Origin of the sequence: Methylomonas rhizoryzae (assembly GCF_008632455.1) — a bacterium.
GTDB classification, from domain to species: Bacteria; Pseudomonadota; Gammaproteobacteria; order Methylococcales; family Methylomonadaceae; genus Methylomonas; species Methylomonas rhizoryzae.
Window position 1 is genome coordinate 4430935 of the sequence record NZ_CP043929.1, and the last position, 14122, is coordinate 4445056.

Below are 14122 nucleotides of genomic sequence, written 5' to 3' on the forward strand. Positions count from 1 at the left end.
ATATCTTGCCCTACCGCCCGCTTGATTGATAAAGTAGCGGGATTTTCTGTGCGCTCTGGTGAGATCATGTTCAAACGAATTCGCGGCTTGTTTTCCAACGACTTGTCCATCGATTTGGGTACCGCAAACACCCTAATCTATGTACCCGGCCAAGGTATCGTCTTGAACGAGCCGTCCGTGGTCGCCATTAAGGAAGACAAAATTCGCGGACAAAAAACCATCGCTGCCGTCGGCGCCGACGCCAAAAGCATGCTGGGCCGCACGCCTGGAAACATTACCGCTATCCGCCCCCTGAAAGACGGCGTGATTGCCGACTTCGCCGTGACCGAGCGCATGCTGCGCCATTTCATCAAAAAAGTTCACGAAAACAAACTGCTCAGACCTAGCCCGCGCATTCTGATTTGCGTGCCTTGCGGCTCGACGCAAGTCGAACGACGGGCGATTCGCGAATCGGCAGCCATGGCCGGCGCCCGCGAAGTCTATTTGATCGAAGAACCCATGTCGGCGGCAGTCGGCGCCGGCTTGCCGGTGGATACCGCACACGGCTCCATGGTACTGGACATAGGCGGCGGCACCTCGGAAGTGGCGGTGATTTCCTTAAACGGCATCGTCTATTCCGCCTCGGTACGGATAGGCGGAGACCGCTTCGACGACGCCATCATCTCCTACGTGCGCCGCAATTACGGCACCCTGATCGGTGAGGCCACCGCGGAAAAGATAAAGCATGAAATCGGTACCGCCTATCCCGGCAGCGAAGTCAGGGAAATGCAAGTCACCGGCCGCAACTTGGCCGAGGGCATACCGCGCAGTTTTTCCTTGAACAGCAACGAAATTCTGGAAGCCTTGCAAGAACCCTTATCCGGCATCGTCAGCGCGGTTAAAGTTGCGCTGGAGCAGACTCCGCCGGAACTGGGCGCAGACGTCGCCAGCCGCGGCATCGTGCTGACCGGCGGCGGCGCACTGCTTAAAGACATCGATCGCTTAGTCGCCGAAGAAACCGGCTTACCGGTCTATATCGCCGAAGACCCGCTAACTTGCGTGGCGCGCGGCGGCGGCATGGTCTTGGAAATGCTCGACAAAAAAGGCGCTTCGGCGTTTTCCTTGGAATAAATCGGCCAAGCATCTGCATCTAAGCGGTTTCCCTGCCCCAAGCACCAACGGGCTTCATTGTTTGTCCGATTCTTGCAAAATAAGCCCGCGCGTTTTTCGGCCTAAGGCTGTTGTCAGTTTTCCCGCCAACTTATAATACCCATACCTACCGGCCAACTTTTCTCGCTGCTTGAGGATTTGCCATCAAACTGCTATTTGCCCAAGGCCCTTCGTTAAACACCCGTTTGTTAGTAGCGATGCTGGCCGCTATTTCGTTACTGGTAACGGATTACCGTACCCAACGGCTGAATCCGGTTCGCTCATTGCTGTCCTTCGTGACCTACCCTTTACAGAATTTGGCCAGCCTGCCGGTAGACGCTTACCTGAGTGTCTCAAGTACCGTGATTTCCTACGCGGAACTGCAAAAGGAGAATCGGCGCTTAAAAGAATCGCAATTGATCAACGATGGTAAGCTGCTGAAGTTGGAAGCGCTGGAAAAAGAAAACATTCGCCTGCGCATGCTGTTGGAAAACTCGTTTCAACTCGGCGAACAAGTGCTAATCGCCGAACTATTGTCAGTAAAATTAGCACCTTACGAACATACGGTAGTCGTCAACAAAGGCTCTCGCTTCGGCGTACATTCGGAACAACCGGTGTTGGACGGCAACGGCATCGTCGGCCAAGTGGTACGCGCCCTGCCTTCCAGTTCCGAAGTCATGCTAATCACCGATCCCGACCATGCCATCCCGGTGGAAGTCAACCGCAACGGTTTACGTACCATAGCGTTCGGCACCGGCCAATCCAACCGCCTGCATTTACCGTTCTTAGCCAAAAACGCCGATATCGTACCCGGTGATTTGTTGGTCACATCCGGCCTCGGCGGAGTATTTCCTGCCGGTTATCCGGTTGCGGTAGTGGATAAATTCGAAGCTCGCCCGGATAAATCATTCGCCAACATTTACGCCACGCCTAAAGCCCGCCTGGAAACCAGCCGCGAATTCCTGATCGTCTGGAGCGACACCACACCGGTGGAATTGGATCAACTCCCCAAACCCGCCCCAGCGAACGGCCCCTCTCCGGACGAAAGGCCTTAGAACATGCAGGCCGACAAGCTGTCCGCACCGTTTTATTTCGCCGCATCCATCGCAGTCGCCATGATGTTTAGAGTCGCTTCACTGCATCCTTTGCTGGACATGCTCAATCCCGACTGGATTGCACTCACCCTAATTTATTGGTGCATCGCCTTACCGGAACGCTTCGGCGTGTTTACCGCTTTTACCGTCGGCCTGTTGACCGATGTATTGACCGGCCATTGGTTAGGCCAATACGGCTTAATCTATTCCCTGATTAGTTATTTCAGCATCAAGCAATACCGGCGCCTACGCCAGTTTCCGTTACCGCAACAAAGCCTGTTTGTCGGCGCCTGCCTGTTTGTCGGGCAAAGTTTGTTGTTCGGCATGGAAAGCATGCAAGCCGCCAACCGGCTACCGGTTTCGTTCTGGTATCCGGTCTGTACCGGGGCCTTAATTTGGCCGGCTGTGTATTTACTGCTGCGCGCCCTGCGGCAAATGGCGCGTATCAGTTGACGATGGATAATAGACTCGCCTTCAAAGATCCTTTGGCTGAGAACAGAATGTTTCTGAGCCGCATCGTCGCAGCCTTTCTGTTGATCCTGGTGATGGTCGCCGGCTTGATCGTGCGTTTGGTTTATTTACAAATTGTCGGACACGAGCATTATGCGACGCTGTCCAAAGACAATCGGATTAAGATTTCGCCGTTACCGCCGACGCGAGGGATCATTTACGACCGACACGGCCGCATGCTGGCGGAAAATGTTCCCACCTATAGCTTGGAGCTAATACCGGAACAAATTAAAGACATGGACGAAACGTTGCAAAAATTGCAGCAACTGTTGAACATCCCCAGCGACAAAATCGAACAATTCCAAAAGCAACGCAAACGCAACAAGTCTTTTACCGCGACACCGTTGCTACAAAACCTGTCCGACGAAGAAGTCGCCAAATTCGCGGTGGTACGCCCGTATTTTCCCGGCGTAGACGTGTATGCCCGCTTGGTACGCTACTATCCGTACGGCGATTTGGCCTCGCACGTCGTCGGCTATGTCGGCCGCATCAATGAACAGGAGCTTAAATCCATACCTACCGCCGAATATCGCGGCACCGACATCATCGGAAAAATCGGCATAGAAAAATCTTACGAATCGCAACTGCTGGGCACCGCGGGTTACGAAGAAATCGAAACCAACGCCCAAGCTCGGGCGGTCAACACCGTAGCCACAGTCGAGCCCATAGCCGGTTCGAATATTTACCTGACCTTGGACATCGATCTGCAAAAGATCGCATACGACGCATTGGCCGAATATAACGGCGCTGCCGTAGCCATCGACATCAAAACCGGAGGCGTATTGGCATTTGCCAGCCGCCCGGGCTTCGATCCCAATCCGTTCGTAACCGGCATCTCCAGCAAAGACTACAAAACTTTGCGAGACTCCCCCGACCAACCTTTATACAACCGGGCGCTACGCGGACTCTATCCTCCCGGCTCCACCGTCAAACCGTTCATCGCCTTGGCCGGCTTGGAATACGGCGTGACGGACTTCGGCCACCGTTTGTTTTGTCCCGGCTACTACCGCTTGCCTAACGTCGACCATAAATATCGCGATTGGAAAAAATGGGGGCACGGCATGGTGGATATGAACGAAGCCATTACCCAATCGTGCGACGTTTATTTTTACGATCTCGCCCTGGCACTCGGCATAGACCGGCTGTCGGCGTTTATGCAAAAGTTCGGTTTCGGCGAAAAAAGCGGTATCGATTTGGTGGGCGAAGTCAGCGGCCTGATGCCGTCCAAAGAATGGAAGCGTAGCCACCGAAACCGCGCATGGTACCCCGGTGAAACCTTGATTACCGGTATCGGCCAAGGTTATATGCAAGTCACGCCCCTACAATTGGCACGCGCCACCGCTACATTAGCCAGCTACGGTAAAGTGGTTACGCCGCATTTGGTTCATGAAATCATCACGCCGGATTTGGCCACTCCGCCCGAACTATTGCCGGAAACCCGCATCCCCCTCAGCACAAAACATGTGGACAACATCATTTATGCCATGACCAACGTCGTACATGGCTCACGCGGCACGGCAGGCCGTTTGGCGAAAGCCATCGATTATCAGATCGCCGGCAAAACCGGCACGGCGCAGGTTTTTACCGTCAAGCAGGAAGAAAAATACAACGAGGACGCTATCGACTTCAAAATGCGCGACCATGCGCTTTTCATCGCTTTCGCCCCGGTCCACGATCCGAAAATCGCGGTAGCGGTGGTAGCCGAGCATGGCGGTCACGGCGGTTCGGTAGCCGCACCGATTGCCGGTAAAATTATCGACGCCTACCTTAATCCCAAAAAAGGTCCGCCCGATGAAACTTGAAATGCGTACCGAATACTTTCAAGCGCCCTCCATTCTAGGCAACCTGCTTAGAAAGCTGCACGTCGACATCCCGCTGTTCTTAGCGTTATTGATGATATGCGGTCTTAGCTTTGTGATCCTCTACAGCGCCGGCGGCCAAGATACGGCAGTGCTGTACCGTCACGCCAGCCGAACCGGTCTCGCCATGTCCATTATGGTCGTGTTGGCGCACGTCAATCCGCGCCGCTTTCAATCGTTCTCGCTAGCTTTGTTTTCAGTATGTATTTTGTTGCTGATTGCCGTGGCGGTGATGGGACAAATCAGTATGGGCGCCCAGCGCTGGTTGAATTTAGGCTTTTTCCGCTTTCAACCGTCCGAATTCGCCAAGATCTCCGCACCGATGATGATCGCTTGGTATTTATCGGAACACCAATTGCCGCCCAAACCCAAACACATTTTAGCTGCCGCAATCTTACTGATGGTGCCCGTCGTATTGATAGCCAAACAACCCGATTTGGGTACGGCCATGCTGGTCGCCAGCTCGGGTGCGGCCGTATTGTTTTTCGCCGGATTATCTTGGTGGTTGATGATAGGGGCACTGGCGCTGTTAGCCGCGCTCACTCCGCTGCTCTGGCATTTCCTGCGCGAATATCAGCGCAACCGGGTTTTGACGTTTATCAACCCGGAAGCCGATCCCATGGGTACCGGTTACCATATCATCCAGTCCAAAATCGCAATCGGCTCCGGCGGCATCAACGGCAAAGGCTGGCTAGGCAGTACTCAAGCCAAATTGGATTTTCTGCCGGAAAGTTCCACCGACTTTATCTTCGCGGTATTTGCCGAGGAGTTCGGCTTATTCGGCTGCGTCGGTTTATTGCTTTTATATCTACTCGTGATCAGCCGCTGCTTTTACATTGCCGTGCAAGCCCAAGATACCTATAGCCGCTTGTTGGCCGGCAGTCTGGCCTTTACTTTTTTCGTTTACGTATTCGTCAACATCGGCATGGTAATCGGTATATTGCCTGTAGTAGGCGTACCGCTACCTCTGGTAAGCTATGGCGGAACTTCCATGGTGACGCTAATGGCCGGCTTCGGCATACTGATGTCCATTCACACTCACCGCAAATTGTTACCCGTTTGATGCTATGAAATTCAAGACCGCATTACGTGCCGCAATCGCCAGCCTTTACAGCCTCTCCACCGCCCATGCCGCCATTCCGGAAAGCGATGCCTTCAATAAATTTATCGCTCAAATGGTGTCCGAACATCATTTCAACGCCGACGCGCTGAAAAACTTGTTCCAGTCGGTCGAGATTCAAGAGCAAATTTTGGCCGCTATGACTAAACCGGCGGAAGCAAAACCCTGGTATCAATACCGGCAAATTTTTATGACGCCGGCACGCATTGAGGGGGGAGTAAAATTTTGGCAGGACAACGAAACCACTCTGCAGGCGGTAGAGCAACAGTACGGGGTGCCGGCGGAAATCATTGTTGCCATCATCGGCGTCGAAACTCATTACGGCAAAAACACCGGCAAATACCGCGTAATCGATGCACTTGCCACTCTTGGTTTCGCCTACCCCCCGCGAAGCGACTTTTTCTTAAAGGAATTGGAAAACTTCTTGCTGTTGAGCCGGGAGGAAAACCTCAATCCCTTGCAACCTCTGGGCTCTTACGCGGGCGCCATGGGTTTGGGCCAGTTTATGCCCAGCAGCTATAGAACTTATGCCAAAGATTTCGATCAAGACGCCAAACGCGACATCTGGCAAAATCCGGCCGACGCCATCGCCAGCGTAGCCAATTATTTTGCCGCCAACAAGTGGCAACCGGGCGAACAAATCGCCTTTCCGGTCAGCGCCAATGGCGAAATATACAAGCAAGCCCTTTCCAAAGGCGTCAAGCCGGATACCTCTATCAACCAATTACGGCAACTGAAAGTCAATCTACCCAGCGGCCTGGCCGACAACCTTGCAGGAAAGCTACTCAGTTACCAACTGCCGGACGGGGAAGAACTGTGGCTGGGCTTACATAACTTTTATGTTATTACCCGTTATAACCACAGCCCCTTGTATGCATTGGCGGTTTACCAGCTAAGTCAGGAAATCCGCCAACGAATTGGCCATTGACCCCATTCAGCCAACCAAAAAATTTCTAAGCATGTCATGGCCGTGCTCGGTCAAGATGGACTCCGGGTGAAACTGCACGCCTTCCACCTCTAAGGTCTTATGCCGTACCCCCATGATTTCATCGATATTACCGTCATCGTCTTGAGTCCAGGCGGTAATCTCCAAACATTCCGGCAAGGTAGCCTGATCAATCACCAATGAATGATAACGAGTTGCGGTAAAAGGATTGCTCAAGCCTTTAAACACACCAATATCCTTATGGTAAACCGCGGAAGTTTTCCCATGCATAATGGCTTTGGCATGAATGATTTGCCCGCCGAACGCATAACCGATGCTCTGATGCCCCAAGCAAACTCCCAAGATGGGGAAACGCCCCGCATATCGGTGTATGGTATCGACCGAAATACCGGCTTCCTTCGGGGTGCAAGGGCCGGGGGAAATCACGATTTTATCCGGCTTTAGGGCTTCGATTTCTTCGACCGAAACTTCGTCGTTACGAACCACGATTACATCGGCGCCCAACTCGCCGAAGTACTGAACCAGGTTGTAAGTGAACGAGTCGTAATTGTCGACCATTACCAGTCTTAGCGCGCTCATGCTATCCCTCCCAGCCCGGCTTCGGCCATGCTGACCGCACGAAACACGGCACGGCCTTTATTCATCGTTTCCTCCCATTCGCTACGCGGCACCGAATCGTACACGATGCCGGCGCCGGCTTGTATATGTAAGGTCTTGTCTTTAATTACCGCCGTACGAATCGCAATCGCAGTATCCAGATTGCCCGACCAGGAAATATAGCCGACAGCCCCCGAATAAATGCCTCGCTTCACGGGCTCTAACTCGTTGATGATTTCCATCGCTCGAATCTTAGGCGCGCCGCTGACCGTACCGGCCGGAAAAGTGGCCGCCAACACGTCGAACGCATTTTTGCCGTCTTGCAGCTCGCCGGTCACGTTCGATACGATGTGCATGACATGAGAGTAACGCTCTATGATCATCTTATCCGTCAATTTAACGCTGCCGATTTTTGCGACTCTCCCGGTATCGTTACGCCCCAGATCGATCAACATCAAATGCTCGGCAATCTCTTTAGGATCGGCCAATAACTCCTGCTCCAAGGCAAGATCTTGTTCGTGCGTGGTTCCGCGCGGCCGAGTTCCGGCAATCGGCCTGACCGTCACATCGCCGTCTTCCAAACGGACCAAAATCTCCGGCGAGGAGCCGACGATATGTAATTCGCCCAAATTCAAGTAATACATATAAGGCGACGGATTCAAACATCGCAACGCCCTGTACAAATCCAAAGGGGCGGCATCGAACGGAATCGACATCCGTTGCGATAGCACCACTTGCATGCAGTCGCCGTCGGTGATGTACTGCTTGGCTTTCATGACCGCGTCTTCAAAGCCCCGCTGAGTAAAACCGGATACAAAGTCGGTTTCCTGCACCTGCTTGGTGACAGGATGCTGACTGGGATGCGCCTTAAGCTGATGCAATTTGTCGATCAGAATTGCCAAACGTTGGTTCGCTTGCTCATACGCATCGTGCACAGCAGGATCCGCATGGGTAATCAGCAGCATCTTGCCTGACAAATTGTCGAAAACCAACAAATCCTGCGAAACCATTAGCAAAATGTCCGGCGCGCCAATGGGATCCGGTTTATGCAAATTCTGCAACCGCGGCTCTATATAGCCAATGGTCTCGTAGCCGAAATAACCAACCAAACCGCCGTTGAAACGCGGCAAACCGGGAACGTCCGGCACACGGTATTGCTTACGAAACTCCGCCAGCCATTCCAGCGGTTGAGCATGTTCGATCCGTTCAACCGTCTTGCCCTCTTCCACTATTACCGTGTAGCCGTAAACTTTTATGCGGGTTGAACACGGTAAACCAATAATCGAATACCGCCCCCATTGCTCGCCTCCATGTACAGACTCGAGCAAATAAGAATAAGCACCGTCAGCTAATTTCAAATATGCGCTTAGCGGCGTATCCAAGTCTGCCAATATTTCTCGGCAAACCGGAATTCGGTTATATCCCTGGCGGGCAAATTCGGAAAATTGCGAAGGCGTCATGCTAATTCTCTGAAATCGGAAGAAAACTAAAACCCGGCATTGTATCGCACATTCAAACCGGATCATGTGCTGAAACTTACTGTCCGATCCATACTGACGGCAAAACTTCGGAGCCGACAGGCCACAGATTTTGCACACCAGTTTGCATTTATCAGCCTAATCCCCGGTTTTCGCCGCCGCCGGCTCGGAGAATTAGAGGTAATTCAAAGATGTTGGTTAGCCAAATCGCTATAAAAAGCACCGTGTTTAGAAATTAAACCAAAACCCAAAATAACTTATAACTCAGTTTTCCCTTCAACAAGTTGGATCGGTTGGTGTGCTTGTTGAAGGTTATCCCCAAAAGGTGACCGATATGAAAACCGCTACTTTGGCTTTAGCCATTTCCCTAGAAATGGCTGTTTCCGCCGGCGCATTCGCCGCCACCCCTGCTGACTTAACCGGAATTAATCTGGAACAAAATCGCGAATTAGTCGCTGCAGTCATGCAAGGCCGCAACTATATGATCCAAGTGGATCAAGCCGGCAGCATCAAACAAATTATCGATACCGGTGCTAACGGCGATGGCAAAGATCCTTTGCAATTGGCAAAATCCGCAGTTTATAAATCAAGCGCGGCAACCCAAAAATCGGTAAATCTACCGACCCATTTCGAAGGCCAAGATGCAATTAACCATATAGGCGTTGACTTACCGAAAGTCGCAGCCAATTACGGTTTAACCGCCGAAGCCTTAACGCAAAAACTGCTGCAGGACGACACCTTGAAAGTCGACAGCAACAATCAATTGTTTGTCGTCGATACCGGCGCGGACCACGACAACCACGATCATTCCGAGCCACAGATGGCCGGCGGCTCTACTGCCGGAACCGAAACGGCAACGGCGGTACCGATAGCCACCACAGCTCAACGCGAAAACGCCTTTAAACTGCATAGCAAACCCGGTGCTTCAAAAACGCTATATATCAACTTTGTCGGCTACACCGCCACAGGAACAGCCTGGTCAAGTTCAACCATCGTTGCGCCGGCCTATGATTTAAACGGCGACCCAACCACCTTCGACGATAACGAGCGCAATAACATCATCAGCATCTGGAATCGCGTGGCAGAAGATTACATACCGTTCGACATAGACGTAACCACCGAACAACCTTCAACAACAGCATTAATACGTAGCAGCACTTCCGACACCACCTACGGCACGCAAATCGTGGTTACCAAAAAAGGCACCATCAGCTGCACCTGCGGCGGCATTGCGTATATCGGCATGGTCGCGATGATAAACAATACCGCCTATCAACCAGCCTGGGTGTTTCAACAATCGTTGGCAAACAACGAAAAATACATTGCCGAAGCCATTTCCCACGAAGCCGGCCATACGTTTGGTTTACTCCACGACGGTACCTCGTCAGCCAGCTATTATTCCGGTCACGGCAGCGGCACGACAGGCTGGGCACCTATCATGGGCGTTGGCTACTATAAAAACGTCACGCAATGGAACAGCGGTACTTATCCCGGCGCAAACAACCGTCAAAACGACTTTTCCGTAATGGCGGCCAAAGGCTTAGTAACGAGAACCGACGATACCGGCAACACATTCGATACCGCGACTTCATTAACGAATACGACCGATAACTCCGCAGCACAAGTACTAAATTTCGGGATCATCGAAACCGCTACCGACGTAGACATGTATTCATTCAATACCGCCGGCGGAGACGTTAGCTTTACAGTTGCTCCCGCAGCTAAAGGCCCGAACCTGGATACTCAATTGACCTTGTACAGTGCAGACGGCACTGTTATCGCCAGCCATGCCCCGGTGGACAATCTGTCAGCCACGATAACAACTAACGTATCGGCAGGCCTATATTATCTCGCGGTAAAAGACGCCGACCGTCCGGCCAATGGTTCCGATTATGGATATCCGACCTACGGTAGCTTAGGTCAATATCAAATTACCGGTTCGTTTGAAGCCGCCGCAGTAGCAGAACCGCCGGTTGCCGTGGTTACCAGCTCCACTCAATCAGGTCCGGCGTCATTGACTGTGGAGTTCTCTGCTAACGATTCCATAGGTAACGGCGCTATCGTGGCCTACCACTGGGATTTTGGCGATGGACAATCTTCCGACAGTTCCAATCCAACCCATACCTACACCACGGTCGGTAATTACACTGCTGTATTGACTGTGACTAACGAGCACATGCTAACTAACACACAAACGATAGGTATTGAAGTAACCGCTCCCGAAGTCAACACAGCTCGCGTGGCATCAATGTCAATGCAATTGATCAAAAGCACAACAACAAGAGCCAAGGTAGTACTCAAACTGGTAGACAGCCAAGGTCAACCTGTACCTAACGCTATAGTCACAGGCGCTTGGTCCGGCACATTCCAAGGTTCCTCAATCGGAAAAACCAACCAATACGGCGTCGTAACCCAAATTTCAAAGCCCGTATCCTCCGGCGCAACCGGCTCAGGAGCCTACACGGTCAACAAAGTAGTCGTCAGTGACTATGTGTACGACGCAACGGCAAACACACAAAATATCGTTACCTTGACTTGGTAATCTCTTTCTGCAAACTCAATGACTATCGGGCAAGCTATCAAGCTTGCCCGATAGCGTATCAGGTCTTTTAAAACCCTTCCGCCCGATATAGATTCCGCAAACCATCCCATTGTTGTAAAGCGCTCAAAACGCGGCAATCGTTACATAGACCTACAAAGCTAATTGAGCCCATTACCGCCTTCACTGCCCAATTATTTAATGCGCGGCGCTGAAATCTCAACGAATCTCTAGTGCTGACGCCAATAGGCTTTGGCCTACGTCACCTGAAAAATCTGGCCCGAATTTTGATTGGATGTGGCTAAGAATTGAAAATTAAAAGTCACGATGACCCAATCCATTAATTCCGCCCCCTTGGAGCAACTTAGCCATTATGTGGCCAATCGAAAATCCGCTGCCAAAGGCGAATACGAACGGCGTCTAGCCTACGACCTGTCCCATCAACAATGGTCAGGTTGTTTTCAGCGTAATGTGTTAGCCGTGCTGCAACAGATGTACGACGATGCCTTAACGGAAGTCAAAAGCCTGTCTTTCAGTTCAAGCGGGCTATCGGCCACCGACGGCATGTCGGACTTGACTCAATCCGTGCTGGCTAATTTTCGCGGTTTCAGCGACGAATTTTTGTTGTCCGTCGTTGAAAAACATCGCACGTCATGCGCCCTATCCAACTTTCCGACCGAGCACAAACCCGACAAGGATTACATCGACGAGGTAAGACGAGAGCTTGCCCTGATCTGGAAAGACTTCGCTTTAGCCGTCAACGAGCATTTTTTGCAAATCCAATGATGCGGTTTTACTTCACCCCCGGAGCTTGTTCTATAGGAATCCACATTCTGCTCGAGGAATTGGATTTAGTATTCGAAGCTTATTTGCTCAATTTAATGAACGGCGATCAACATAAACCGGAATTTTTGGCCATCAACCCCAAAGGCACGATTCCAACCTTGGTATGCGACAACGGAACAAGCTACAGCGAATATCAAGCCATTGCCTATTGGTTAGCGCGTAAATACCCCAAAGCACATTTGTTACCCGACGACATGGACTTGGCAACCAAAGCTATGGAAATCATGGACTATGTCGTCGGCACGATACACGGACAGGGATTTCTACGCATTTTCGTGCCTGAAAAATTCAATACGGCAGCTGAGGCCTTCCCGGCAATCAAACAGGAAGGCGAAGTTATAGTCAATAAAGCATTCGCGATTCTCAACGCACAAATCGCCGACTCCGGCTACTGCCTGGGCGATTTTAGTATCGCGGATGCCGCATTATTTTACGTGGAGTTTTGGGCGCTACGATCCGGCATTCAACTTCCGGCGAACTGCTTACAGCATTATCAACTGATGTTGTCTCGGCCTGCTGTCAAACGCGTTTTGCTCGAAGAAGGCTATAGATTGGAATAAGACGATGCCAATCCGCGAACGTACTCAGCCTGGCCCAACTATCGCGCACGCATCGGCAAAGGCCTTAAACAACGGCGCTACAGCCATGTCAACCTCGGCCAGCAATCAGCTTGGTCACTGCGCACCAATCCCGGAACTGGAATATATTGCAGACTTTTTCGATGCCGAGGAAAGCGAATTCCTGTTTAACAGTTTTCGGCACCGACAATGGCCATCGAATCACTACGAATATTCAGGACGGCAGTTTGTATTGCCGCGCTTACAAACATGGCATGCCGACGCCGGCATTCGTTATAGTTACAGCAACAATTTGCTTAAAACCACCCCGTGGACGCCGGTTCTTTTAGATATTCGCGTCAGGTTAGAACAATACCTAAACGCCCCTTTCAACTCGGTGCTGGCCAATTATTACCGCGATGGCCAAGACTTCGTCGGTTGGCATGCCGACGACGAAGCGGAATTAGGCGAAGCCCCGTTGATCGCTTCCGTGACCTTCGGTTCCCCTCGCTGGTTCGCATATAAACAGAAAGCTAGCGGGCTTACCGGCAGGTTTATACTCGATAGCGGCAGCCTGTTAGTCATGAAACCGGCGTTTCAACGTGATTGGTGGCACAGCGTACCTAAAGACAAACACGTTTCCGAAGGACGCATCAACCTTACCTTCCGCCACGTTTTCAATCTAAAAGCCGCAATCTCAGCGTAACCTGCCAAAACCGATGACCACACTTAGCCTGAAATTCGCAGTAGCCAGTAAAGATAAAATCGCTATCAACGAACATTTCGGCCACGCCAAGCATTTCCATATCTATTCCATCCACGATGATCGCTGCCATTATCTGGAAACGCGAGACGTGGCCAACTACTGCTTAGGCCAAACCGCGGACGAATCGGCAATGCCGGCTATATTGGCCTCGATCAAAGACTGCCATAGCGTATTCGTGGCCAAGATCGGCGACGGCCCGACTGAAAAAGTTAATGCCATCGGCGTGCAAGCAGTTGCCGAATACGCTTACATGGCCATCGAAGAATCGCTGATGACCCACGCCCATCGGATCGCTGCATTGAGAGCCGGCAAATGACAATAGAACATGTTTCCGCATGGGCAACAGCCTATGAGCTCAACCCGATTCAAGTCGATTGCGCCGTGACTGTGATGTTAAAAATCTTGGACGGCAAATGCAAAATGCCGGAACATGAAAAAGTCATCATGACCCTGCTGTACGACCGAATCAAAATGCGCAAAGGCCAAATACTGAATAACGAACTGCATGCATTGATCGCACAAGCTAGAGTTCAACCAACGGACGAAACCTTAAAAATGCAGGTATACGAACAACGATTATTGGCGGAAACCGCATTAACTCGGCCGGTCATGAAGAAATTCAAAGCTTATATTCGCGAACATGGGTTATTAGCCGTCACGGAAAGTGACGACGACTCCTAAG

Annotated in this window: 14 protein-coding genes; 12 read left to right on the top strand and 2 right to left on the bottom strand. The window is 51.5% G+C overall.

Going from position 1 to position 14122, the window contains the following annotated elements; all coding sequences use genetic code 11:
- Positions 1-66: 66 nt before the first annotated feature.
- From F1E05_RS19535 to mltB, 6 genes are all read left to right on the top strand, one after another.
- Positions 67-1110 carry a rod shape-determining protein gene (locus F1E05_RS19535; protein WP_150051471.1) on the top strand — a complete coding sequence of 348 codons (1044 nt, stop codon included), beginning with the start codon at positions 67-69 and terminating at the stop codon, positions 1108-1110.
- 236 nt (positions 1111-1346) lie between these two features.
- A complete protein-coding gene (gene mreC / locus F1E05_RS19540; RefSeq protein WP_232056716.1) occupies positions 1347-2183 on the top strand; it encodes a rod shape-determining protein MreC in 837 nt (278 codons plus the stop codon).
- Positions 2184-2186: 3 nt separating this feature from the next.
- Positions 2187-2675 (top strand): rod shape-determining protein MreD, encoded by a 489-nt coding sequence (mreD, locus tag F1E05_RS19545; protein ID WP_150051475.1) that lies wholly within the window; start codon positions 2187-2189, stop codon positions 2673-2675.
- 2 nt (positions 2676-2677) lie between these two features.
- Positions 2678-4534, top strand: a complete 1857-nt coding sequence (gene mrdA, locus F1E05_RS19550; RefSeq protein WP_150051477.1) for a penicillin-binding protein 2 — start codon at positions 2678-2680, stop codon at positions 4532-4534.
- Positions 4524-5654, top strand: coding sequence for a rod shape-determining protein RodA (gene rodA, locus F1E05_RS19555; protein ID WP_150051479.1), 1131 nt, complete (start codon positions 4524-4526; stop codon positions 5652-5654). Before mrdA ends, rodA begins: the two co-directional genes overlap by 11 nt.
- 4 nt (positions 5655-5658) lie before the next feature.
- Positions 5659-6639, top strand: a complete 981-nt coding sequence (gene mltB / locus F1E05_RS19560; RefSeq protein ID WP_150051481.1) for a lytic murein transglycosylase B — start codon at positions 5659-5661, stop codon at positions 6637-6639.
- A 6-nt stretch (positions 6640-6645) separates the two neighbouring features.
- On the opposite strand, the gene F1E05_RS19565 is transcribed toward mltB, so the two are convergent.
- Together F1E05_RS19565 and trpE are read right to left on the bottom strand one after the other, a co-directional pair.
- Entirely contained in the window at positions 6646-7236 is a 591-nt protein-coding gene (locus tag F1E05_RS19565) for an anthranilate synthase component II (RefSeq protein WP_150051483.1), read from the bottom strand.
- Positions 7233-8714, bottom strand: a complete 1482-nt coding sequence (gene trpE / locus F1E05_RS19570; RefSeq protein WP_150051485.1) for an anthranilate synthase component I — start codon at positions 8712-8714, stop codon at positions 7233-7235. The genes F1E05_RS19565 and trpE overlap by 4 nt, the downstream gene beginning before the upstream one ends.
- A 352-nt stretch (positions 8715-9066) precedes the next feature.
- Between trpE and F1E05_RS19575 the strand changes: the two genes are divergently transcribed.
- The 6 genes from F1E05_RS19575 to F1E05_RS19600 all read left to right on the top strand — a co-directional run bounded on the left by F1E05_RS19575 (position 9067) and on the right by F1E05_RS19600 (position 14121).
- Complete coding sequence (locus tag F1E05_RS19575; RefSeq protein WP_150051487.1) at positions 9067-11274, top strand: PKD domain-containing protein; 2208 nt, start codon at positions 9067-9069, stop codon at positions 11272-11274.
- 324 nt (positions 11275-11598) lie between these two features.
- Positions 11599-12057, top strand: a complete 459-nt coding sequence (locus tag F1E05_RS19580; protein ID WP_150051489.1) for an amine oxidase — start codon at positions 11599-11601, stop codon at positions 12055-12057.
- Complete coding sequence (locus tag F1E05_RS19585; RefSeq protein ID WP_150051491.1) at positions 12054-12677, top strand: glutathione S-transferase family protein; 624 nt, start codon at positions 12054-12056, stop codon at positions 12675-12677. Before F1E05_RS19580 ends, F1E05_RS19585 begins: the two co-directional genes overlap by 4 nt.
- Positions 12678-12681: 4 nt before the next feature.
- A complete protein-coding gene (locus F1E05_RS19590; RefSeq protein ID WP_232056717.1) occupies positions 12682-13380 on the top strand; it encodes an alpha-ketoglutarate-dependent dioxygenase AlkB family protein in 699 nt (232 codons plus the stop codon).
- 13 nt (positions 13381-13393) lie between these two features.
- Complete coding sequence (locus F1E05_RS19595; protein WP_150051493.1) at positions 13394-13756, top strand: NifB/NifX family molybdenum-iron cluster-binding protein; 363 nt, start codon at positions 13394-13396, stop codon at positions 13754-13756.
- On the top strand, positions 13753-14121 hold the full coding sequence (locus F1E05_RS19600) for a hypothetical protein (RefSeq protein ID WP_150051495.1): 369 nt from the start codon (positions 13753-13755) through the stop codon (positions 14119-14121). Before F1E05_RS19595 ends, F1E05_RS19600 begins: the two co-directional genes overlap by 4 nt.
- The last annotated feature ends 1 nt before the right edge of the window (position 14122 follow it).